Annotated in this window: 14 protein-coding genes; 11 read left to right on the forward strand and 3 right to left on the reverse strand. The window is 62.2% G+C overall.

All coding sequences use genetic code 11. From position 1 onward, the window contains the following. The first annotated feature begins 155 nt into the window (after positions 1–155). On the forward strand, positions 156–1,025 hold the full coding sequence (locus tag HU759_RS12615; RefSeq protein ID WP_170038475.1) for an SDR family oxidoreductase: 870 nt from the start codon (positions 156–158) through the stop codon (positions 1,023–1,025). On the opposite strand, the gene HU759_RS12620 is transcribed toward HU759_RS12615, so the two are convergent. Then, a complete protein-coding gene (locus tag HU759_RS12620; RefSeq protein WP_170038473.1) occupies positions 1,004–2,143 on the reverse strand; it encodes a GGDEF domain-containing protein in 1,140 nt (379 codons plus the stop codon). The genes HU759_RS12615 and HU759_RS12620 overlap by 22 nt on opposite strands. Before the next feature lie 113 nt (positions 2,144–2,256). On the opposite strand from HU759_RS12620, the gene HU759_RS12625 reads away from it, so the two are divergent. The 7 genes from HU759_RS12625 to uvrA all read left to right on the forward strand — a co-directional run bounded on the left by HU759_RS12625 (position 2,257) and on the right by uvrA (position 13,855). After that, complete coding sequence (locus tag HU759_RS12625; RefSeq protein WP_026013479.1) at positions 2,257–2,844, forward strand: NUDIX domain-containing protein; 588 nt, start codon at positions 2,257–2,259, stop codon at positions 2,842–2,844. Between the two features lie 952 nt (positions 2,845–3,796). Then, positions 3,797–4,414, forward strand: a complete 618-nt coding sequence (gene lexA, locus HU759_RS12630; protein WP_017135402.1) for a transcriptional repressor LexA — start codon at positions 3,797–3,799, stop codon at positions 4,412–4,414. Continuing rightward, positions 4,414–5,028, forward strand: a complete 615-nt coding sequence (gene imuA / locus HU759_RS12635; RefSeq protein ID WP_017135401.1) for a translesion DNA synthesis-associated protein ImuA — start codon at positions 4,414–4,416, stop codon at positions 5,026–5,028. Before lexA ends, imuA begins: the two co-directional genes overlap by 1 nt. Before the next feature lie 7 nt (positions 5,029–5,035). Continuing rightward, complete coding sequence (locus HU759_RS12640; protein WP_170040991.1) at positions 5,036–6,448, forward strand: DNA polymerase Y family protein; 1,413 nt, start codon at positions 5,036–5,038, stop codon at positions 6,446–6,448. Continuing rightward, positions 6,445–9,516: an error-prone DNA polymerase gene (locus tag HU759_RS12645; RefSeq protein WP_170040990.1), complete on the forward strand. Its 3,072-nt coding sequence runs from the start codon at positions 6,445–6,447 to the stop codon at positions 9,514–9,516. The genes HU759_RS12640 and HU759_RS12645 overlap by 4 nt, the downstream gene beginning before the upstream one ends. A 110-nt stretch (positions 9,517–9,626) precedes the next feature. Further along, positions 9,627–11,339 (forward strand): ATP-binding protein, encoded by a 1,713-nt coding sequence (locus HU759_RS12650; protein WP_170040989.1) that lies wholly within the window; start codon positions 9,627–9,629, stop codon positions 11,337–11,339. Further along, positions 11,336–13,855 (forward strand): excinuclease ABC subunit UvrA, encoded by a 2,520-nt coding sequence (gene uvrA / locus HU759_RS12655; RefSeq protein WP_170040988.1) that lies wholly within the window; start codon positions 11,336–11,338, stop codon positions 13,853–13,855. Before HU759_RS12650 ends, uvrA begins: the two co-directional genes overlap by 4 nt. A 901-nt stretch (positions 13,856–14,756) precedes the next feature. On the opposite strand, the gene tkt is transcribed toward uvrA, so the two are convergent. Then, positions 14,757–16,820, reverse strand: coding sequence for a transketolase (tkt, locus tag HU759_RS12660; protein WP_170040294.1), 2,064 nt, complete (start codon positions 16,818–16,820; stop codon positions 14,757–14,759). Positions 16,821–16,994: 174 nt separating this feature from the next. Here tkt and HU759_RS12665 point away from each other — a divergent pair, with 174 nt between their 5' ends. After that, positions 16,995–17,219, forward strand: coding sequence for a DUF465 domain-containing protein (locus HU759_RS12665; RefSeq protein WP_017135936.1), 225 nt, complete (start codon positions 16,995–16,997; stop codon positions 17,217–17,219). A 146-nt stretch (positions 17,220–17,365) separates the two neighbouring features. Here the strand turns inward: HU759_RS12665 and HU759_RS12670 are convergent, their stop codons facing one another. Further along, complete coding sequence (locus HU759_RS12670) at positions 17,366–18,742, reverse strand: VOC family protein (protein ID WP_169987633.1); 1,377 nt, start codon at positions 18,740–18,742, stop codon at positions 17,366–17,368. Between the two features lie 288 nt (positions 18,743–19,030). Between HU759_RS12670 and HU759_RS12675 the strand changes: the two genes are divergently transcribed. Both HU759_RS12675 and HU759_RS12680 read left to right on the forward strand, forming a co-directional pair. Then, positions 19,031–20,440, forward strand: coding sequence for an OprD family outer membrane porin (locus HU759_RS12675; RefSeq protein WP_017135934.1), 1,410 nt, complete (start codon positions 19,031–19,033; stop codon positions 20,438–20,440). A gap of 131 nt (positions 20,441–20,571) precedes the next feature. Continuing rightward, a complete protein-coding gene (locus HU759_RS12680; RefSeq protein ID WP_186618298.1) occupies positions 20,572–23,208 on the forward strand; it encodes a glucosidase in 2,637 nt (878 codons plus the stop codon). Positions 23,209–23,365 lie beyond the last annotated feature (157 nt).

Below are 23,365 nucleotides of genomic sequence, written 5' to 3' on the forward strand. Positions count from 1 at the left end.
CCAGGACAAAGGCGAAGCAGGCGTTTTACCAGATGGCGTGGGCCGGCAGGCATTAATTCGACGGCCGTAGAGGGGGATTGCTTGCAAAGTGTTGCTGCCTTGAACAACCTCTGCTCGGGTTGTTAGGGTGGGCGGCCGAACAGGAGAGCACAGACATGGATTTCACCGGCAAAACGGCAATCATCACCGGCGGCGCGCGCGGGCTGGGCCTCAGTTATGCACGGGCGCTGGCCCAAGGTGGCGCGCGGGTGGTGATCAGCGATATCGGCGCCAACAAGGTAGGCGTCGGCACTGATGCATCGGTGGTGCACGCGGCGGCCGCAGCCTTGCAGGCCGAAGGGCTGGCGGTGCTCGGGCATGGCGGCGACCTGTCTACGGACGAGGGTTGCCGACAACTGATCAGCTTCACCATCGAGGCTTACGGCCAGCTCGATATCCTGATCCATAACGCCGGTTGGGTCGGTTACCAGAACATCGCCGACCTCGACGCCGCGTTCCTCCAGCGCACCATGGACATCAACCTTTACGCGCCGCTCTGGCTGTGCAAGCACGCCTGGCCGCACCTGCTGCGCTCAGCGGCGCCGCGCATTATCCTGACCACCTCCGACCGCGCCATGTACGTGGAGTACGAGCAAACCGGGCTGGTGGCTTACAGCGCCGGCAAGATGGCGCAATTGGGCATCATGAATGCACTGAGCCATGAAGGCGCCGAGGCCGGCATCAACGTCAACGCGATCTCGCCGGTGGCCAAGACGCGCATGTGGGGCGTGACCGACGAACCGGATGAACTCAAGCCAGAGTGGGTGACGCCGGGCGTAGTGTTCCTGGCCTCTGGGCAGTGTCAGGACACGGGCTACATCCTGCGCGCCAGCAATGGTCAATTCACCGCCGCGCGCTTCACCGAAAACCCAGGCGTGGAGTACCCGCGCAATCTCGCACGCATCAAGGCGGCCAATGCGCAAGAAGTCGCCGCCGCGTGGTCGCGCATCAAGCAGCCGCTGGCTCAGGCCGGCGTGACCAGTTGAACCCGATTACGCCCCTGCGCCTTGGCCAGGTACAGCGCCTGGTCGGCCTGGGACAATAAATGCGATAAGTCACTGCCCGCTGCCTGGGTGGTGACGATGCCGATACTCACGCTCAGAAAGCCCGGCGCCAGCAATTCCAACCGCGCAAATGCCAGGCGGATTCGCTCGGCCACTGCCAACGCATCGGTTTCATCGCTGCCTGCCAACAGGCAGGCGAACTCTTCGCCGCCAATGCGTGCGAACACATCCTCGTTGCGTAACGCGTCCTGCAGCACCTGGCTGAAGGCAATCAACGCCTGGTCGCCCATGGGATGGCCGAAGCTGTCGTTCAGGCGTTTGAAGTGGTCCAGGTCGCAAAGCAACAGGGCCGCGCATTGATGGCGGTGCAGCAGGTGTTCACCCTTGAGCATAAAGGCGCGGCGGTTGCCGATGCCGGTCAGCGCGTCACTGAAGGCGGCGGCCTTGAAGCGCAACTCGGCGCGCTCCTTGACCATCGCCAAGGTGACGTAGGCGATACCGATGGCGTACAGCATCGACTCAAACAGCATGAATGCAAAAAACGGCGTGCTTTCACTCTCCGAGGCCCGTTCGCTGTTGATCGGCAGGCCAGGGTCGGTAAAAGCGCGCACGCCATAAAAACCGGTGTGCCACAACGTCAGCACCAGGGCCGGCACGTAGGCCACTTCCAGGCTTTTGCGCTTGCGCCACAGCTCCAGCGCCGACAGCACTCCGTAGCCGGCAGCCAATAGTGAATACAGGGTGACGCGCGCCGACAGCGAGCCATAGAACGGCGGCACCAAACACATCACCAACCACAGGACGGCGCCGGCGAGGATGCCCGGTACATTGGGTTTTTGTTGCACGAAGGTGCGCATGGCGGTCCAGTTCATGGCGGCGCTGAGCAGCAGCACCACGTTGCCGATGACCAGCGCGACAAAGTCCATGCCCACGCCGCGCACCACAATCAGCCCGGTGCCCAGGGCGGCGAGCAGCAGCATGCTGCCCAGATAGCCCAGGGTCGGTTCGCGGCCACGACTCCAGGCATGTACCGTGAGCAGGCCCATGAGGCCGAACACGAACATGGCTACCATCAATAGCGTCGGGATGTGCAGCATCATTGGCGTGAACCTGGCGATCCTTCTTGGGTGGCGATTGTATCCGTAAGCAGGCCGCTTGACGCTGGTATTGCTGGCGCGACATGCTCCCGGCTTCTATGAGCAAAGGCCCGACCATGGACAACAGCCCTATTCGCATCACCGCTGAAGAAACCCTTTCAGACAGCTGGTACAACTTGAAAAAGTACAGCTTCGACCTGCGTCGCCAGGATGGCAGCTGGCAGGCCCAGACTCGTGAGGTGTATGACCGGGGCAATGGCGCGACCATCCTGTTGTACAACCGTGGTCAGCGCACGGTGCTGTTGATCCGGCAGTTTCGCATGCCTACGTTTGTCAACGATTACCCCGGCTACTTGATCGAAACGGCTGCCGGGTTGCTGGACAATGCCAGTCCTGAAGAACGTATTCGCCTGGAGGCTGAGGAAGAGACCGGGTATCGCGTCGGTCATGTGGAAAAAATCTATGCGGCGTTTATGAGTCCAGGTTCGGTGACTGAGCGGATTCACTTTTTTATCGGTGAGTATACGCAGGCGGATCAGATTGGTACGGGGGGCGGGCTGGAGGAGGAGGGTGAGGATATCGAAGTGCTGGAGTTGGGGTTTGAGCAGGCGCTGGCGATGGTGCAGAGTGGGGAGATTGTCGATGGCAAGACCATTATGCTGTTGCAGCATCTGGAATTGCGGATGCTTAAAGATGGCTGGTGAGTGAGTGGGTTGATTGAGTACATATCCGTTGCTGCGGTCACGGCGGCCTATGGTTCCGCTCTTACAGCGGGTCACTTTTGGCAAACGCCCCAAAAGTAACCAAAAGGTCTTCGCCCCACCACTCGGCACCTCGCTAATGCTCGGTGTGCCCTCACTCCGGCTTGAATCCGTGGGCCGCCGCGATGGGCCATCCTTGGCCCAGCGCGGCTAACCCGGCGTCCTGCCGGGTTACCCACGGATTCAAGCCTGCGTTCGGCCATCGTGGTTAACGGGGCGCCTCAGATCAAAAGCAAGATCAAAAGCAGAGCACGGCGGCCTGAAAGCCGACCTGAGTGGTTGGATCAAAAGCGAAAAGCGGATTTGCATACACTGAAGAGCTGCTTTTCTGTGGGAGCTGGCTTGCCTGCGATGCAGACACCTCGGTACATCAGACACACCGAGTTGATGCCATTGCAGGCAAGCCAGCTCCCACATTAGACCGAGTATGGCTTTGCTGTTGCTGTTGCTGTTGCTGTTGCTGTTGCTGTTGCTGTTGCTGTTGCTGTTGCTGTTGCTGTTGCTCTGGCTCTTACATCCTTTTCGATGACGAAGTCAGCGGTCTTTTGATCTGCGCTTTTGATCTTGATCTGAAATCGCCCCGTTAAACACGATGGCCGGAATCTGACAGGGATTTGGGGGGTAAACCGGCAGGGATGCCGGTTTAGCCGCGCTGGGCCAAGGATGGCCCATCGCGGCGGCCCCCCAAATCACTGGCGGATTGCGGGCATGCCGAGCCACAGCGAGGCACCGAGTGTTGGGGCGAGGACTTTTTGCTTACTTTTTGGTCCCTCAAAAAGTGAGCCGCTGTAAGAGCGGAACCATAAGCCGCCGTTACCCAAATAATGGATATGCACCCAACCCCCCCCCAATCCCGACTACCGGCTATTGTCAGAAATTTCCCACAAGAGTACAAATGTACTCCATGACAACCCTGACCCCCCGTCGCACCGCCATCCTGACCTTCATCCGCGACCGTATCGCGCAACAAGGCCAGCCCCCAAGCCTCGCCGAGATCGCCGAGGCGTTCGGCTTTGCCTCGCGCAGCGTCGCTCGCAAACACGTGGTGGCCCTGACCGAAGCCGGCTTCATCGAGGTCAACCCCAACCAGGCCCGTGGCATCCGCCTGCTCAACCAACCGGCGCGTCCCGAATGGCTGGACGTGCCCGTACTCGGCCGTGTCGCCGCCGGCCTGCCCATCGGCGCCGATGCCGAAGTGCACAATCGTCTGCAACTCGACCCCGCCACTTTCGCCAAAACCCCGGATTACCTGCTGCGTGTGCAGGGCGATTCGATGATCGAAGACGGCATCCTCGACGGCGACCTGGTGGGCGTGCGCCGCAGCGCCGAAGCCTTGAACGGGCAGATTGTGGTGGCGCGCCTGGACGGCGAAGTCACCATTAAACGCTTTGAGCGCCACGGCGAGCAGGTGCGCCTGCTGCCGCGCAACCCCGCGTATCAACCGATTGTGGTCGGGCCGGATCAGGACCTGGCCATCGAAGGGGTGTTCTGCGGCCTGGTGAGGCAAGGTTGATGGGCGCCGTCGTTGCTCTGGATACGCTGTTCAATGGCGGCCGCGTCTGGAAAGGCCGGCCCGCCGTGCCACCGGCCAGCGTGCACCCCACTGGGCTGGCGGCGCTGGACGCGGTGTTGCCCACGGGCGGTTGGCCGGAGTCGGCGCTGAGTGAAATCCTGATGGCGAAGGAGGGCGTTGGCGAGCTGCAATTGGTGTTGCCAACCCTGGCCCGCTTATCAACGGCGGGCGAGCGGATTGTGCTGGTGGCGCCGCCCTACACGCCGTACCCCCACGCCTGGCAGAACGCCGGGGTGGATTTGCGCCAGCTTTCGGTGATCCAGGCCGAGGCGCGCGACGTGTTGTGGGCGGTGGAGCAGTGCCTGCGTTCGGGCAGTTGCGGCGCGGTGCTGTGCTGGCCGCGCAAGGCCGACGACCGCGCCTTGCGGCGCTTGCAGGTGGCGGCCGAGACCGGGCAAACCCTGGCGTTTGCCTGGCGCGCTTTGAGCGAGGCGGTCAATTCATCGCCCGCCGCCTTGCGCCTGGCCGTCGAGGCAAAACCTGCGCAAGTGCGGGTGCTCAAGTGCCGGGGCGGCTTGGCCCACCCGGCGCCGATAGCACTGGCGGGGCACTGAGGTTGCCATGCGCTGGGTGTGTATTGTCTTCCCGCAATTGGCGCTGGACGGGGTGCAGCGTGTGCACCCTGAGCCGGATCAACCGTTGGTACTGCTGGCCGGCACACCGCAGCGCCGCGTGCTGCAAACCGTCAATGCCGCCGCCCGCGCCTTGGGCCTGCGATCAGGTCAATCGCTGACGGCCGCGCATGCCCTGGCCAAAACCTTTGCCAGCGCCGAATACGACCCCGCCGAAATCGAGCGCTGGCAGCAGTTCCTCGCCGCCTGGGCCTACCGTTTCAGCTCCCAGGTCAGCGTGTATTACCCGCGTGCGTTGCTGTTCGAGATCGAGTCGAGCCTGGGCCTGTTCGGGCCGTGGCCGCAGTTTGAGGCGCGCTTGCGCCAGGAGTTGACCGAATTGGGCTTTCGCCACCGTATCGTCGCCGCGCCGAACCCGGCGGCGGCGCGGGTGCTGGCGAATATTTATGATGGTTTGGCGATCGGCGAGGACGCCTTGCAGCAGGCTCTGGCGCCACTGCCTATCGACCGCGCCGGTCTTGACCCGCAGGCGGCCACGGCCTTGTCGCGTATGGGCTTGCGTACCTTGGCCCAGGTGCAGGCGTTGCCTCGGCACACCCTGGCGCGACGCTTTGACGCCGGCTTGCTCAAGCACCTGGATGCCCTGAGCGGGCAGCGCCCACTGGCCCTGGCGTTTTACCAGCCGCCGGATCAGTTCGACGTGCGCATCGAGCTGAATTTCGACGTGCAGTCACACCAGGCGCTGCTGTTCCCGTTACGGCGCCTGACCGGTGACTTGTCCGCCTTCCTCTGCGGGCGCGACAGTGGCGTGCAGCGCTTTGACTTGCACCTGGAACACGCCCAGGCGCCCGACAGTGTGATCAAGGTCGGCCTGCTCAGTGCCGAGCGCGAACCGTCGATGCTGTTCGAACTGGCCCGTGGCCGCCTGGAACAGGTGCAAGTCACCTCTCCGGTGCGCGGGTTCCGCCTGGTGGCCCAGGACCTGCCGGTGTTTGTGCCGCAACGCCAGGACCTGTTCGACGATCGCCCGCAACAAACCTTGCCTTGGGAGCAACTGCGCGAACGCTTGCGCGCACGGCTTGGCGATGAGGCCGTACAAAGCCTGCGCTTTCACGCCGACCACCGCCCCGAATGTGCCTGGCAGGCGAGCGCCGACAGCCGTGCGTGCCCGACCTTGCACAAAGTGCAGCGCCCCGGCTGGTTGCTGACTGAACCGACCTTGCTGGCCGAGCAGGGCGTGCAGATCCTGATGGGCCCGGAACGCATCGAATCCGGCTGGTGGGACGGCGCCGATATCCGCCGCGACTATTACCTGATCCGCACCCGTGCCGGCCAGCAAGGCTGGGCCTATCGCTGTGTGGGGCAGAACGACGGGCTGTGGCTGCAAGGCTGGTTCGCATGAGCTATGCCGAGCTGCATTGCCTGTCCAATTTCAGTTTCCAGCGCGGCGCGTCTAGTGCGCTGGAGCTGTTCGAACGTGCCAAGCGCCAAGGCTACAGCGCCCTGGCGATCACCGACGAATGCACCTTGGCGGGCATCGTGCGAGCCTGGCAGGCGGCGAAGGCGGTGGATTTGCCGCTGATTATCGGCAGCGAAGTGCGCATCGAAAACGGCCCGAAACTGGTGTTGCTGGTCGAAGATCTCAGCGGCTATCAACACCTGTGCCGCCTGATCACCCTGGCTCGCCGCCGCGCCGAAAAAGGCCGTTACCGCCTGCTGCACGCCGACTTCGAACAACCGATGCCCGGCCTGCTGGCGCTGTGGGTGGCCGAAGACAACGACACCCAGGCCACCCTCCAATGGCTGCAACACACCTTCGCCGAACGCCTGTGGCTGGCGGTGCACCTGCACTGCGGCCAGGACGATGCGCGCCATTTGCAGCAGCGCCTGGCCCTGGCCGCCAGCCTGCAGATCCCGGCGGTGGCCTGCGGCGATGTACACATGCATGCGCGCGGGCGCCGGGCCTTGCAAGACACCATGACCGCGATCCGTCATCACGTGCCGGTGGCCGAAGCCGGCACGCGCCTGCACCCCAATGGCGAGCGGCATTTACGCAGCCTCGACGCGCTGGCAGCGTTGTACCCGCAAGCGCTGCGTGATGAAACCCTGGCCATCGCGAAACGTTGCACCTTTGATCTCAGCCAGTTGCGCTACCACTACCCACGCGAACTGGTGCCCGCCGGCCATGATGCCCAATCCTGGCTGCGCACCGTGACCGAGGAAGGCATTGCCCAGCGCTGGCCACACGGTGTTGACGCCAAGACCTTGCAGCAGATCAACAAGGAATTGCAGTTGATCAGCGACCTCGGTTACGAAAGCTACTTCCTGACGGTGCACGACATCGTGCGCTTCGCCCGCAGCCGTTCGATCCTGTGTCAGGGCCGCGGCTCGGCCGCCAACTCGGCGGTGTGTTTTGCCTTGGGCATCACCGAAATCGACCCAAGCCTGACGGATATGCTGTTCGAACGCTTCCTGTCCAAGGAGCGCAATGAACCGCCGGATATCGACGTGGACTTCGAACATGAACGCCGCGAGGAAGTGCTGCAGTACGTGTTCCAACGCTACGGCCGCACCCGCGCGGCGTTGACGGCGGTGGTCAGCAGTTATCACGCGTCCGGCGCGGTGCGCGACGTGGCCAAGGCCCTCGGTTTGCCGCCGGACCAGATCAACGCGCTGGCCGACTGTTGCGGGCGTTGGAGTGAAGATGCGCCGCCGCTGGAACGCCTGCGCGAAGGCGGCTTCGACCCGCAAAGCCCGATCCTGCGGCGTGTGCTGACATTGACTCAACAACTGATCGGCTTTCCCCGGCACTTGTCCCAGCACCCTGGCGGTTTTGTGATTTCCGAATACCCGCTGGACACCCTGGTGCCGGTGGAAAATGCCGCCATGGCCGAGCGCACCATTATCCAGTGGGACAAGGATGACCTCGACGCCGTCGGCCTGCTCAAGGTGGATATCCTCGCGTTGGGCATGCTCAGCGCGATACGCCGTTGCTTCGACTTGCTGCGCCGCCATCGCAACCGCGATCTGGCGTTGGCGACGATCCCCAAGGAGGACCCGGCAACCTACGCAATGATCAGCAAGGCCGACACCATCGGCGTGTTCCAGATCGAGTCGCGGGCGCAGATGTCGATGCTGCCCAGGCTCAAGCCGCAGAACTTCTACGACCTGGTGATTGAGGTGGCGATTGTGCGGCCTGGGCCGATCCAGGGCGGTATGGTGCATCCGTACCTGCGGCGCCGGAATAACGAAGAGCCCACCACTTATCCGTCACCGGAACTTGAGGCAGTGTTGAAACGCACCTTGGGCGTGCCGCTGTTCCAGGAACAGGTGATGCAGATCGCCATGGTTGCCGCCGACTATGGCCCAGGCGAAGCCGACCAGTTGCGCCGCTCCATGGCCGCCTGGAAACGCCACGGCGGCCTGGAACCGCATCAGCAGCGTCTGCGCACCGGCATGCTCAAGAACGGCTACAGCGAGGAATTTGCCGCGCAGATTTTCGAGCAGATCAAAGGCTTTGGCAGCTATGGCTTCCCCGAGTCCCATGCGGCCAGTTTTGCCTTGCTGACCTACGCCAGTTGCTGGCTCAAGTGCCATGAACCGGCGGCGTTCGCCTGTGCCTTGATCAACAGCTGGCCCATGGGTTTCTACAGCCCGGACCAGATCCTGCAGGATGCGCGGCGCCACCGCTTGCAGATCCGCCCGGTGGATGTGCTGGCCAGTGACTGGGATTGCAGCCTGGAGCCTGTCGACGGCCAGCAACCGGCGATTCGCCTGGGGTTGCGCATGATCTCGGGGTTTCGTGAGGAGGATGGGCGGCGCATCGAGGCGGCGCGCCAGCGTCGAGTGTTCAGCGACATTGCCGACCTGGACGACCGCGCTGGCCTGGATGCGCGGGCCCAGGCGTTGCTGGCGGATGCCGGGGCCTTGCGTGCGTTGGCGGGCAACCGGCACCGGGCACGCTGGGAAGTGGCAGGCGTGCATAAACAGCTGGGGTTGTTCGCGGGCCTGCCGAGCCCCGACGAAGCGGCGGTGCAATTGCCGGCGCCGACGGTTGGCGAAGACTTGCAGGCTGATTACGCCACGGTTGGCACCACCCTCGGCCCGCACCCGCTGGCGTTGCTGCGTGATGAGTTGCGCAAACGCCGCTGCCGCAGCTCTTTGGAGCTGATGGCGGTGGAGCATGGGCGCAATGTCAGCGTCGCCGGTCTGGTGACCGGGCGCCAGCGCCCTGGCACCGCCAGCGGCGTGACCTTTGTGACGCTGGAAGATGAGTTCGGCAACCTCAATGTGGTGGTCTGGCGCGACCTGGCAGAACGCCAGCGCCTGGCGCTGGTCGGCTCGCGGTTGCTCAAAGTCGACGGGCGCTGGGAGGCGGTGGGTGAGGTGCGGCACCTGATTGCCGGGCGTCTTACCGACCTGACGCCGCTGCTGGAAGGCATTCATGTGCGCAGCCGGGATTTTCATTGAGGGCAGTGGTTTTTGTCGCCATTACCTCCTAACTTATAACAAGTGAAACCATCCGCCGCTGGCGCGCTCCAAAACGTTGCAAATACCCTCTCTTTGCACAGAGCCAACCGATGCAATTTTTATCCAACCCCTACGGCTGTGAAGGCTGGTCCGGTGAAATGGCCCAGCGTATCCGTGCTTTCGATTGGTCCGCCACGGATCTTGGCCCGATTGACACCTGGAGCGCCAGCCTGGCCTGCAACGTGCAGATGATGCTGGCCTCGCCCGTGCCGATGGTGATGCTGTGGGGGCGGGCCGGCTACATGATCTACAACGACAGCTATTCGGTGTTTGCCGGCGGCCGGCATCCGTACTTGCTCGGCACGCCGGTGGAGCTGGGCTGGCCGGAGGTGGCCGAGTTCAATCGCCACGTGGTCGACACCTGCCTGGCGGGCGGTACCTTGACGTTTAACAACAAAGACCTGGTGTTGTTGCGTAACGGCAAGCCGGAAACCGTCTGGCTGGACCTCTATTACAGCCCCGTCGCCGGGGATAACCAACAGCCGGCCGGGGTGTTGGCGATTGTGGTGGAAACCACCGAGCATGTGCATTCCGAGCGCCTGCGCCAGGAACTCACCCATAACCTGGAGCAACGCGTCGCCGCCGAAGTGCAAGCGCGTTCCGCCGCCGAAGATCAGTTGCGCCAATCCCAGAAGCTCGAGGCAATCGGCGGCCTGACCGGCGGCGTGGCCCATGACTTCAATAACCTGCTGCAAGTGATCGCCGGCAACCTGCACCTGCTGGCCCGCCATGAGCCGGACAACCCCCAGGTGCAGCGCCGGGTCACGGCGGCCATTGCGGCGGTGGAGCGCGGCGCCAAGCTGTCCTCGCAACTGTTGGCGTTTGCGCGTCGTCAGCCGTTGTCACCGGCGGTGTACAACCCGCAGCGCATCTACGCAGGCTTGGGCGAGCTGCTTCAACGCGCCCTGGGCGAAACCATCCATATTGACGTCCAATTGCCCCAGGACTCCTGGTGCATCAATGTCGACCGTAACCAATTGGAAAACGCGCTGCTCAACCTGGCGATCAATGCCCGCGATGCCATGCAAGGCGAAGGCGTGATTCGCATCAGCGGCGAAAATATCATCCTCAACCCGGGCGATTGCATCGGTAAAAGCATCAAGCCCGGTGAATACGTGCGTTTGGCAGTGACCGACACCGGTGTCGGCATGCCCCAGGAGGTGCTCAAGCGTGCGTTCGAGCCGTTCTTCACCACCAAGCGCGAAGGGCACGGCACCGGCCTGGGCCTGAGCATGGTGTTCGGGTTTGTGCGCCAAAGCGGCGGGCATGTGGAGGTGTGGAGCGAGGAGGGCAAAGGCTCGGTAGTGCAGATGTATTTCCCCCACAGCCTGGAACCCGAATGTGGTGAGGTCGACACCGAGCAGGCGACTCACAGCGGCGGCCAGGAAACCATCCTGGTGGTCGAGGACAACGAAGGCGTGCGCCTGACCGTGGTCGAGTTGCTGCAGCAATCGGGCTACACGGTACTGACCGCCGAAGACGGTGACCGGGCCATGCAAACCCTGAAAAACGGCGTGCAGCCGGACCTGATCTTTACCGACGTGGTGATGCCCGGCCGGGTCAAAAGCACCGACCTGGCCGACTGGGCGCGCGTGCAGCACCCGCCGGTGGCGGTGCTGTTCACCTCCGGGCACACCCGCGACATTCTTTCCAGCAATCATTTGCTGAGCTCCGACATTCATCTGCTGAGCAAGCCCTACAGCCCCGAAGCCCTCACGCAACGGGTGCGCAGCGTGCTCACCGCCAGACAAGGTTGCCCATGACGTCACAGCGCAACATCCCCCCGATCACCGCCCAGCGCCCAGGCTTTGTACGCGTGCGCGGCGCCCGCGAACACAACCTGCGTAACGTCGATGTGGATATCCCCCGGGATGCCCTGGTGGTATTTACCGGCGTTTCGGGTTCGGGCAAATCATCCCTGGCGTTTTCCACGGTGTATGCCGAGGCTCAGCGCCGCTATTTCGAATCGGTGGCGCCCTATGCGCGGCGCCTGATTGACCAGGTCGGCGTACCCGATGTGGACGCTATCGAAGGCTTGCCCCCGGCCGTGGCCCTGCAACAGCAGCGCGGCACGCCGAGTGCACGCTCGTCGGTGGGCAGCGTCACCACCTTGTCGAGCCTGATCCGCATGCTGTATTCGCGTGCCGGCAGTTATCCGCCGGGGCAGGCGATGCTGTACGCCGAGGACTTTTCACCGAACCTGCCCCAGGGCGCCTGCCCGCACTGCCACGGTTTGGGCCGCGTGTATGAGGTGACCGAGGCGCTGATGGTGCCGGATCCGTCCTTGACCATTCGCCAGCGTGCGGTGGCGTCCTGGCCCTTGGCGTGGCAGGGGCAGAACCTGCGCGACATCCTTGTGACCCTGGGCTATGACGTGGACATCCCGTGGCGCGACCTGCCGAAAAAGCAGCGCGACTGGATTCTGTTTACCGACGAAACCCCGACCGTGCCGGTGTACGCAGGCTTCACCCCACAGCAAACCCGCGACGCGTTGAAACGCAAGCTGGAGCCGAGCTACCAGGGCACGTTCAGCGGTGCGCGGCGCTATATCCTGCACACCTTCAGCCATACCCAAAGCGCACTGATGAAAAAGCGCGTGTCGCAGTTCATGCAGGGCAGTGCGTGCCCGGCGTGCGAGGGCAAGCGGCTGAACAAGGCGGCGCTGTCGGTGAAGTTTGCCGGGGTGGACATCGGCGAGCTGTCGCAACTGTCGCTGGCGCAGTTGGCCGAGCTGCTGCGCCCGGTGGCGGCGGGGCAGGACAAAATGAAGCTGTCGGTGGAAAAGCGCCTGGCCGCTCAGCGTATCGCCCAGGACTTGCTGGAGCGGGTCAGCACCGTCACCGAGTTGGGCTTGGGCTATCTGTCCCTGGAGCGCAGCACGCCTACATTGTCATCCGGGGAATTGCAGCGCCTGCGCCTGGCCACCCAGTTGGGCTCGCAGCTGTTCGGCGTGATCTATGTGCTGGACGAGCCCTCGGCAGGCCTGCACCCGGCGGATGGCGAAGCATTGTTTACTGCGCTTGAGCGTTTGAAAGCGGCCGGCAATTCGTTGTTTGTGGTGGAACATGACCTGGAAACCATGCGCCGGGCCGACTGGCTGATCGATGTGGGGCCGGCTGCCGGTGAGCACGGCGGGCAAGTGCTGTACAGCGGTCCGCCTGCCGGGTTGGCGGATGTGCAGGCCTCGCAGACGCGCGAGTATTTGTTTGCCGAACGGCGCGTTTGCAGCACGACGCGACGTGAGCCGTCGGGGTGGCTGAAGCTTGAAGGCGTGACGCGTAATAATCTCAAGGATCTAAGCGTGGATTTCCCGCTGGGTTGCTTTACGGCGGTGACGGGTATTTCCGGCTCGGGCAAGTCCAGTCTGGTCAGCCAGGCGCTGTTGGAACTGGTGGGCACGGGCTTGGGTCGTGTGCTGGAAAGCGACGAAGAACCGAGCCTTGAAGATGATGCCCCGCAAAGCAGTGGTGGGCGGATCAGCAGCGGTTTGGAACAGATTCGACGTTTGGTGCAGGTGGACCAGAAGCCCATCGGCCGCACGCCGCGTTCTAACCTGGCGACTTACACCGGGTTGTTCGATAACGTGCGCAAATTGTTTGCGGCAACGCCGGCGGCCAGGAAGCGTCATTTCGATGCCGGGCAGTTCTCGTTCAACGTCGCCAAGGGCCGTTGCCCTCATTGCGAGGGGGAAGGGTTTGTCAGTGTCGAGTTGCTGTTTATGCCCAGCGTGTATGCGCCGTGTCCGACGTGTCATGGGGCGCGTTATAACCCTGAGACGTTGGCGATCAAGTGGCAAGGCTTGAGCATTGCCCAGGTGCTGGGGTTGACCGTGGAGCAGGCGGTCGAGGTGTTTGCCGAGCAGCCTGGGGTGTTGCGTTCGTTGCAAGTGTTGCGGGATATCGGTTTGGGGTATCTGCGTCTGGGGCAGCCGGCGACTGAGCTGTCCGGCGGTGAGGCGCAGCGGATCAAGTTGGCGACCGAGTTGCAACGTAATGCCCGGGGCGCGACGTTGTATGTGTTGGATGAGCCGACTACGGGTTTGCATCCTCGGGATGTGGACCGTTTGCTGAGTCAGCTTAATCATCTGGTGGACGCGGGGCACACGGTGGTTGTGGTGGAGCATGAGATGCGGGTGGTGGCCCAGGGGGATTGGGTGATTGATATTGGGCCGGGGGCTGGGGATTTGGGTGGGAAGGTGGTGGCTCATGGTACGCCGCAGAAGGTCGCCAAGAGCAAAGCCAGCCGTACTGCACCGTTTCTGGCGCGGGAGTTGGTGTAAGTTTCAACGTCGATTAATTGTGGGAGCTGGCTTGCCTGCGATGGCGGTTTGTCGGTGTACATATCCGTTATTCGGGTAACGGCGGCTTATGGTTCCGCTCTTACAGCGGGTCACTTTTGGCAAACGCCCGGAATGCCGGCCCAGCCAAAAGTAACCAAAAGGTCTGTGCCCCACCACTCGGCACCTCGCTTAGGCTCGGTGTGCCAGAACGAAGGCTTGAATCCGTGGGCCGCCGCGATGGGCCATCCTTGGCCCAGCGCGGCTAACCCGGCGTCCTGCCGGGTTACCCACGGATTCAAGCCTGCGTTCGGCCATCGTGGTTAACGGGGCGTCTCAGATCAAAAGCAAGATCAAGATCAAGATCTACAGCACGGCGGCCTGAAAGCCGACCTGAGTGGTTGAAGCAAGAGCCAGATCAAGTGCAAGGCAAAAGCCTATCTACCTGATGCCGCGGGGTCTAAATGTGGGAGCGCATGCAGTTTTGAATATGAGATCGACTGCGGATTTGCATGCACTGAAGAGCTGCTTTTCTGTGGGAGCTGGCTTGCCTGCGATGCAGACACCTCGGTATATCAGGCACACAGAGTTGATGCCATCGCAGGCAAGCCAGCTCCCACCTTTGACCGAGTATGGCTCTGCTGTTGCTGTTGCTCCGGCTCTTACATTCTTTTCGATGACGAAGTCAGCGGTCTTTTGATCTGCGCTTTTGATCTTGATCTGAAATCGCCCCCCCAAATCACTGGCGGATTGCGGGCATGCCGAGCCACAGCGAGGCACCGAGTGTTGGGGCGAGGACCTTTTGGTTACTTTTGACTGGGCCGGCATTCCGGTCCTTGCAAAAGTGACCCGCTGTAAGAGCGGAACCATACGCCGCCGTTACCTAAATAACGGATATGCCCCCTCAACGCCCAGTCAGTCGAATCTGCTCCTTGGCCTGCTTCACCACATTCTCCACCGTAAACCCAAACTTCTCCTGCAACTTGGCCAACGGCGCCGACGCGCCAAAACTGTTCATCACCACCTTGGCGCCAGTCTGCCCAACGTAGCGGTCCCAACCCAGCGGGCCTGCCTGTTCCACTACCACACGGGCTTTTACCGCGGGCGGCAAGACACTGTCGCGATACGCCTGATCCTGGTCCTCAAACAATTCCCAACTGGGCATCGACACCACCTGAGCGGCAATGCCTTCAGCTTGCAACTGCTCATAAGCCGCCACCACAAGGCTCACTTCACTGCCGGTCGCCAACAGCAGCACCTCAGGCTTATCGGCACCCGCCAACACATAAGCGCCTTTGGCCGCCCCAGACGCCGCCGCATACTTTGTGCGATCCAAGGTCGGCAACGCCTGGCGCGACAACACCACGCAGCTCGGCCGATGGGTTTGTGCCAGGGCCACCTTCCACAGCTCCAACGTCTCGTTGGCATCGCCGGGGCGCAAGGTGAGCAACCCCGGTGTGGCGCGCAGTTGCGTCAGGTGTTCGATGGGCTGGTGCGTCGGGCCGTCTTCACCCACGCCAATCGAGTCATGGGTAAATACGAACACCACTGGCAATTCCATGATTGCCGCCAGGCGGATCGGCGGTTTCATGTAGTCGCTGAACACCAGGAAGGTCGAGGTGTACGGCCGCAGGTAGCACAGCGCCATGCCATTGGCAATCGCGCCCATGGCGTGCTCGCGGATGCCGAAGTGCAGGTTGCGCCCGCTGTAGTCATCGGCACTGAAACGCCCGGCGCCGTCGAAGGTGAGGTTGGTCTTGGTCGATGGCGACAAGTCCGCCGAGCCGCCCAGCAGCCAGGGGATTTGTTGTGCGAAGGCATTCAGCACTTCGCCGCCGGCGGCGCGGCTGGCGATGCCCTTGGCGTCGGTGTCGAAGTGGGGCAGTTCGTCCTGCCAATGCTCCGGCATTTCGCCGGCGCGCATGCGGCGCAATTCATCGGCCAGTTCCGGTTCGTACTGCTCCAGCTGCGCCAGGTGTTGCTGCCAGGTTTCATACAGCGGCTGGCTGCGTTCCAGCAGCGCATCGCGCAGCACCGTGCGGGTGTCGTCGGGCACCAGGAAACTGGAATCCTGCGGCCAGCCGTAGGCCGCCTTGGTCAGGCGGATTTCTTCCTCGCCCAATGGCTCGCCATGGGCGGCGGCGGTGTTGTGTTTGTGCGGTGAGCCGTAGCCGATCACGCTGTCGACCACAATCAGGGTTGGCGCGCCGGTGTTGGCCTGGAAGGTTTCCAGCGCTGCGCTCAGGGCTTGCAGGTCGTTGGCATCGGTGACGTGCAAGGTGTGCCAGCCATAGGCCTGGAAGCGCTTGATCACGTCTTCGCTGAACGCCAGCTCGGTGTGGCCTTCGATGCTGATGGTGTTGTTGTCGTAGATCCAGCACAGGTTATCGAGCTTTAAGTGCCCGGCCATCGACGCCGCTTCGCTGCTGATGCCTTCCATCATGTCGCCATCACCGCACAGGGTGTAGACGTTGTAGTCGAACAGCACCTGGCCGTCGCGGTTAAAGCGTTTGCCCAGCCAGCGTTCGGCCATGGCCATCCCGACGCTGTTGGCGCAGCCCTGACCCAGCGGGCCGGTGGTGGTTTCCACGCCGGTGGTCATGCGGTACTCGGGGTGGCCGGGGGTCTTGGAACTCATCTGCCGGAACTGCTTGATGTCGTCCAGGCTGATCGCCGGCTGGCCGGAGCGCTTGCCGTGGGCATCAATCTCAACCACACCGGCCAGGTGCAGCAGCGAATACAACAGCATCGAGGCGTGCCCCACCGACAAGACAAAGCGGTCGCGGTTAGGCCAATCCGGATGTTCGGGGTGGTAACGCAGGAAGCGGCTCCACAGCGTGTAGCCCACCGGTGCCAGGCCCATGGGCGTGCCGGGGTGGCCGGAGTTGGCCTTTTGCACGGCATCCATGGCCAGGGTGCGAATGGTGTTGATGCATTGGGTGTCGACAGCAGTGGCAGCGTGAGTCATGAAACCGTTCTCCCTCGGGTGGCGATCTACAGTGGAGGGCAGGGCACGGCAAAGGTTTGATCCCATCATGCGCATTACGACGAACGGGACCGCCTTGACCCAAGACATGACAAGACCCCTTGGAATGGGCTAGTTTCAAGGCGTAGGCCATTGATCAACTTGCGGAGGTACTCCATGCCAGTGAAACACGACCTGTATCAGGATTTGGGTTTGAGCAAGGAAGAGGTCGACGGGCGTCGGGCGAAAAATCCCCATTTGAACGCGCTGTTTGATAAGTACAACACCGTCGATGAGCTGGTGGTGAGCGCCGAAAAGGCATCCGGTAGTGATGAGGCGTTGAAGAAGCTGAAGGATAAACGCCTGTTGGTTAAAGACGAGATCAGGGACTTGCTGCAATAAAACGTCCTACAGGACGCGGACATATTTGTTCAGAATTGTCTGAGCGACAGCCGGCGTTTCACTGCTTATGATGCCGGCCGTCCACCCGGCTCTGGGGACTGTTGCGGCGCAAGGATTGCGCTGCTGAGCCGGGCGGGCATCCTATTTCATGCACGCAGCGCCTGGATGCATTCATCCATGGAGCGCTGCTGCGTCTCGGCATACAGCTTCAATTCATCAATCGTCCGGCGGCCCAGCGCCTGCTCGAATTGAGCCTGGTTCGAATGGGCTGTGTAGTGACTTTGCGCCGCATCGCCCAGGTTCGACTGGAAAATCCCCGCCGCACTCACCGGCAGAAAATCCTCATACACCAAAGGCTCCACCGCCACGTGCCCGGCCGCCATCAAGGCCTCCAACGTTTGCGGCTGACCGGCCTGGCCGCGTGCCGCCAAGCCTTGCTCGGTCACGAAGTAGCGGAAATACGCCAGTTCCTGTTCACGCATCTGCGCGTGGTTATCGGGGAAGGCCTGGAAGTGTTGCGCCATCAATTCGACGTAACGTGCAGCGTTGCCCTCATTCGGGAAGGCGCCCAGTTCGTCGCGCGCCGCGTTCAGCAACTGGTCGTACAGGGCGCGACCCTTTGGCGTCAACGCCACACCCCGTTGTTCTATTTCGCCGAAGCGCGCGCTGTGGCTGCCTTTTGCGTCGGTAAACGCGATGGGCTCGTCGAGCGCCTTGAAGCTGGTCTGACGCAGCAGGATCGGGCACTGGCGACGTGGCGGGCCTTCGATCACGGCTTTGGGCGTGATGCCTTTGCCGGGCATCGCGGCCTGCACCTGATCGATGTCCAGAGTACGTGGGGTCAGGTGATTGATGTGCGGACCTTTGAACGCCACCACGTCGGCGATCAGGCGATGCTGGTCGCTCAATTGCTGGTATTGGGCGCCGGTCACGGTGGCGGTGTGGTGCCAGCGAAAGGTTTCCAGGGCCTCGCGGATAAACGCTTGGGCATCCGCGGCGTTGAGGCCACCGTCGCGTTCGGCTTGCTCGATCAGCGCCAAGGCGCCAGGGGTGAAAATCGAGCGTTTGGCCAGGGCGCTTTCGGCGAAGGCGCGCAGCTCGAGGTTTTCGATCAGTTCCAGGCGTAGCAAGGACGTAAAGACGCGGAACGGGCTGGCCTGCAGCGCCTGTTCATGCACAGCGCGAAAGGCGGTGGAATGCACCGGCACACCGGCGGGTGTGAGGTCGTAATAGCCCACCGGCTGCATGCCCATCACCGCAAACAGACGGCCGATGGTGACCAGCTCATGGGCGGTGCCCAGGCGGATGGCGCCGTGGCGTTCCATGGCCAGGCGCTCCATTTCACCGGTGCGCTGCAGTTGTTTGGCCAGGCCGGAATCACTGTCCAAAACCCGCGTGTTGGTCTCGGCCACCAGCTCCATCAGCGCGCCATAAAGCGGAACTTCATCTCGGTACATGTCGGACATGGCCCTGGAAAAGTCTTTGCGAATCTCGTCGGGGCTGACATACGCGGCACTTGGCATAGAAAAATTCCTGAACACGGTGGTGAGGGTGCGGCCTTTCTCTGGATTCTGTTGGGCTTTAAGGGGGCTGGCAAACGAAGAATCCTCAGGACTTCATTCTGCAAATGAATGAAATGACATGAATATGACAAAAATCGGCGCCAGGAAAATTTCATTTTCACGGGTACTTTCCTAACTAATTCTTCACGAGGCGCGCCCCGGTCCTCATGAAACAATCGTTACGTTTGTAGGGATGAAAACGCCGTTTGCACACAACGCACATAAAAAAATGTTTAGGGGCCGTTACACATGAAAATTTCTACACTGGCGTTATCCATCACCGCAGCGTTGCTCGCGCAACACGCGTGCGCTGATGACTTCGGGCTCGGTTCTCTGGGCACGGGCACGGGGCACAGCGGTTTCCTTGAAGACAGCCATGCGGCTGTCAGTTCGCGGACCATGTACTACAGCGCCGACAACCGTTCGGGCACCAACAACGATCTGCGCGAAGCCGCGACCTTGCTGCGCTTTGACTACAAATCCGGTTACACCCAAGGCACCCTTGGCGTCGGTTTCGACGTGATGGCGTTCGGCGCCTTGCGTCTGGACGGTGGCGACGGCCACGCCGCAGGCCCGGGCCTGGCGGGTAACGGCAACAGCTTCTTCCCGACCAAAAACAACGGCACTGAACCCGCCGACAGTTTCAGTCGCGCTGCGGGTAACGTGAAATTCCGTATTTCCCAGACCGAGTTGCACGTCGGTGGCGGTTTGGCCCCGGTGTTGCCTATTCTGGTTTCCAACGACAGCCGTGTGGCGCCGCAGACCTTCGACGGCGGCATCCTGACCTCCAACGACATCCCTAACGTGACCTTCACCGGTGGTGAGCTCAACCGTGCCGAAGGCCGTGCTTCCAGCAACGCCACGGGCTTGAGCGTTGCCGGCGGTACCCGCGACAGCGACAGCTTCAAGTTCGGCGGTGTGGACTACAAGCCGTTTGGCTCGTCCGACAACGCCATCGCTAAAAACCTGACGTTGCAGTACTACTACGCCGACCTGCAGGACTTCTACAAACAGAACTACTTCGGCCTGGTTCACGTGCTGCCATTGGGCAATGACCAATCGTTCAAGACTGACCTGCGTTACTTCGACAGCACCAGCGACGGCAAAAACGGTGACGCCGGCTACCAGTTCAACAACAACGGCGGCTACGCCAAGCACGCCGGTGAAGTGGACAACAAAACCTACAGCGCCGCGTTCACCTACCAGTTGGGCGGCAGCAGCCTGATGCTCGGTCACATCGGTGTGAGCGATGACGGCGGCTTCGTCTGGGTCAACCAGGGCAGCATCGCTGATCCAAACGCACAAGGCGCGGGCGGCAGCGACTTCTACCTGTTCACCGACGCCGTGGTGGGCCAGTTTTCCCGCGCGGGCGAGCAGGTCAATTTTGGCCAGTACTCCTACGACTTCAAGGCCCTTGTGCCAGGTTTGAAAGCCTCCGTGGCGTACCTGGACGGCACGGGCATCAAGTCCAAAGTGGCCGGTGGTTCGGATCAGAAAGAAAACGAAACCGACTTCCGCCTGGACTACGTGGTGCAGCAAGGCCCGCTCAAAGGCTTCGGCACCACCTTCCGTACTGGTACTTACAAAGGTCACAACACCGGCACTGCGGACCAGGACCAGACGCGCCTGATCTTCAACTACACCTACGCGATCTTCTAAGCTCGCGCCGCCACAAACGGAGGCCGCCTAGTCAGCGGCCTCTTTTTTTGCGCGCGCGAACACGACTTCATGTGCATCCGCGCACGGATGGGTTTTACACTGCCCCCACTGTGTCAGTGATGGAGGACCCAATGACGGCCACGCCCGCAACCAACATCCTTGCAACCCTTGAAGGCCAGCGCCTGGCCGCCGAAGACGCCGAGCGCTGGCGCGAGTGGGGCCCGTACCTGAGTGAACGCCAATGGGGCACGGTGCGCGAAGACTACAGCGCCGACGGCGATGCCTGGGCCTACTTCCCCCACGAACACGCCCGCAGCCGCGCCTACCGTTGGGGCGAGGACGGCCTGGCGGGTTTCAGCGACAAGGCGCAACGCTGGTGCCTGGGCCTGGCGCTGTGGAACGAGCGTGACAGCATCATCAAGGAGCGCCTGTTCGGCCTCAACAACGCCGAGGGCAACCACGGCGAAGACGTCAAGGAGCTGTACTTTTTTGTCGACGGCGTGCCCAGCCATGCCTATATGCGCATGCTCTACAAATACCCGCATGCGGCGTTTCCCTACGCCGACCTGATCGCCGAAAACGCCCGCCGTGGGCTTGAGGATGCCGAGTACGAAGTGCTCGACACCGGCGTATTCGAAGACAACCGCTACTGTGATGTAACGGTTGAATACGCCAAGCATCAGCCCGACGATATTTTCATGCGCGTCACCGTGCACAACCGCGCGGACCAGCCGACGCGTGTGCAGGTGATGCCCCAACTGTGGGCGCGTAATGACTGGAGCTGGACCTTTGACGCGCCCAAGCCGCAGTTGCGCCTGGACGGTGAACGGGTGCTGGCCCGGCATCATGAGCTGACCGATCGCCATCTCAGCGCCTGGGGCGAGGACGGCCTGGAGTGGCTGTTCTGCGAAAACGAAAGCAACTTCCCCAAGCTCGATGGGCAGCCGGCGCAGGGGCCGTTCAAGGACGGCATCAACGACTACGTGGTGGGCGGCGCAGACTCGGCAATCCGTCGCGACACGGGCACCAAGGTCGCCGCGCGTTTCAGCCTCGAACTGGCGGGCCAGCAGAGCAAAACCCTGTACCTGCGGTTTGCGCCGGTGGACGCGCCTGAGGTCAATGCACGCAAGCTGTTCGAGCTGCGTCGCCAGGAGGCGGACGACTTCTACGCCGCCCTGCAGCAAGGCATTGCCGATGATGACGCGCGCAATGTACAACGCCAGGCCCTGGCCGGGTTGCTGTGGTCCAAGCAGCTCTACTACTTTGATGTAAACCAGTGGCTCGACGGCGACCCGGCCCAACCCGCGCCGCCGCCCGAGCGCCTGCACATCCGCAATACCCATTGGCGGCACTTGTCGAACTTCGACATTTTGTCCATGCCCGACACCTGGGAGTACCCGTGGTACGCCTCCTGGGACCAGGGCTTCCAGGCCGTAGCGATGGCGCTGATTGATCCGGGGTATGCCAAGCAACAGCTGTTGTTGCTGGTCAAAGACCGTTTTATGCACCCCAATGGCCAGTTGCCGGCGTATGAGTGGCGTTTCGACGACGCCAACCCGCCGGTGCATGCCTGGGCCAGTTGGCGCGTGTATCAGCAGGACAAGGCGCTGACCGGCGTGGGTGACATGGATTTCCTCGAGCGGATTTTCCACAAGCTGCTGCTGAATTTTTCCTGGTGGGTCAACCGTAAGGACGCCGAGGGCCGCAACCTGTTTCAGGGCGGCTTTTTGGGCCTGGACAACATCGCCTTGTTCGACCGCTCGGCCACTTTGCCGCCCGGCTACCAGCTGGATCAGGCCGACGGCACCGCGTGGGTCGCCGCCTATGCCCTGGACCTGATGCGCATCGGCCTGGAACTGGCCAAGCGCAATGGGGTGTACGTGGATATCGCGGTGAAGTTTTTCGAGCACTTCCTGTACATCGCCGGTGCGATCAACCGTGTCGACGACAGCGCCGAAGGCTTGTGGGATGAGCAGGACCAGTTCTTCTACGATGTGCTGCACCGCCCGGACGGCCAGAGCGAGCCGGTGCGCCTGCGCTCCATCGTCGGCCTGATGCCATTGTTTGCCGTGTTGGTGCTGGAGCAACGCGAGCACGAAGGCCTGCAAGGCTTGCGTGAGCGGCTGTTGGGCTTCATGAAACACCGGCCTGACCTCGCCAAGCTGGTGTCGCGCTGGAACGAACCGGGGCAGGGCAACCGCCTGTTGCTCGCCTTGCTACGCGGCGAACGCACCAAGGACCTGCTGCGGCGCATGCTCGATGACCAGGAGTTTTTGTCGACGTTTGGCGTGCGCTCGTTATCCAAGGCCTTCGCCGAGCAGCCGCTGGCGCTGAAGATGAATGGCGACACCCTGTGCGCGCGCTACCAGCCCGGCGAGTCCGACTCACGTTTGTATGGCGGCAACTCCAATTGGCGCGGGCCGTTGTGGATGCCGGTGAACTACATGCTGATCGAATCGCTGCGCGAGTTTCACCGCTACTACGCGGATAACTTCTCGGTGGAGTACCCCACGGGCAGCGGTTATCTGGCGTCCCTTGAGGAAGTGGCCGACAGCCTCAGCCAACGTTTGACCCGCTTGTTTTTGCGCGATGAAGATGGCCTGCGCCCGTCGATGGCGGGCTATGCGCAATTGGAAGCAGACCCGGCCAGTCGCGATCTGGTGTTGTTCCATGAGTATTTCCACGGCGAAACCGGGCGTGGGTTGGGGGCGTCGCATCAGACCGGGTGGAGTGCGTTGGTGGCGTTGTTGCTGCAGCCGAAAAGCTAAGCCGCACCACTGATTCACTTTTCTGTGGGAGCTGGCTTGCCATCAGCCACACACGGGTGGGCTGACCCACCGCTATCGCAGCATAGGTATCTACACAACCGGTTAACACGGAGTCTGTTGCAAGCCTGCTCGCCACAGGAGAAATTGGCTGCCTTCA

The sequence above is a fragment of the Pseudomonas sp. OE 28.3 genome (genome assembly GCF_014268205.2).
GTDB classification, from domain to species: Bacteria; Pseudomonadota; Gammaproteobacteria; order Pseudomonadales; family Pseudomonadaceae; genus Aquipseudomonas; species Aquipseudomonas edaphica.

Bases quoted from the DNA above. Each gene is read 5' to 3' on its own strand.
- HU759_RS12615 (WP_170038475.1), top strand. From the start codon at position 156: ATGGATTTCACCGGCAAAACGGCAATCATCACCGGCGGCGCGCGCGGG.
- HU759_RS12620 (WP_170038473.1), bottom strand. From the start codon at position 2,143: ATGATGCTGCACATCCCGACGCTATTGATGGTAGCCATGTTCGTGTTC.
- HU759_RS12625 (WP_026013479.1), top strand. From the start codon at position 2,257: ATGGACAACAGCCCTATTCGCATCACCGCTGAAGAAACCCTTTCAGAC.
- lexA (WP_017135402.1), top strand. From the start codon at position 3,797: ATGTACTCCATGACAACCCTGACCCCCCGTCGCACCGCCATCCTGACC.
- imuA (WP_017135401.1), top strand. From the start codon at position 4,414: ATGGGCGCCGTCGTTGCTCTGGATACGCTGTTCAATGGCGGCCGCGTC.
- HU759_RS12640 (WP_170040991.1), top strand. From the start codon at position 5,036: ATGCGCTGGGTGTGTATTGTCTTCCCGCAATTGGCGCTGGACGGGGTG.
- HU759_RS12645 (WP_170040990.1), top strand. From the start codon at position 6,445: ATGAGCTATGCCGAGCTGCATTGCCTGTCCAATTTCAGTTTCCAGCGC.
- HU759_RS12650 (WP_170040989.1), top strand. From the start codon at position 9,627: ATGCAATTTTTATCCAACCCCTACGGCTGTGAAGGCTGGTCCGGTGAA.
- uvrA (WP_170040988.1), top strand. From the start codon at position 11,336: ATGACGTCACAGCGCAACATCCCCCCGATCACCGCCCAGCGCCCAGGC.
- tkt (WP_170040294.1), bottom strand. From the start codon at position 16,820: ATGACTCACGCTGCCACTGCTGTCGACACCCAATGCATCAACACCATT.
- HU759_RS12665 (WP_017135936.1), top strand. From the start codon at position 16,995: ATGCCAGTGAAACACGACCTGTATCAGGATTTGGGTTTGAGCAAGGAA.
- HU759_RS12670 (WP_169987633.1), bottom strand. From the start codon at position 18,742: ATGCCAAGTGCCGCGTATGTCAGCCCCGACGAGATTCGCAAAGACTTT.
- HU759_RS12675 (WP_017135934.1), top strand. From the start codon at position 19,031: ATGAAAATTTCTACACTGGCGTTATCCATCACCGCAGCGTTGCTCGCG.
- HU759_RS12680 (WP_186618298.1), top strand. From the start codon at position 20,572: ATGACGGCCACGCCCGCAACCAACATCCTTGCAACCCTTGAAGGCCAG.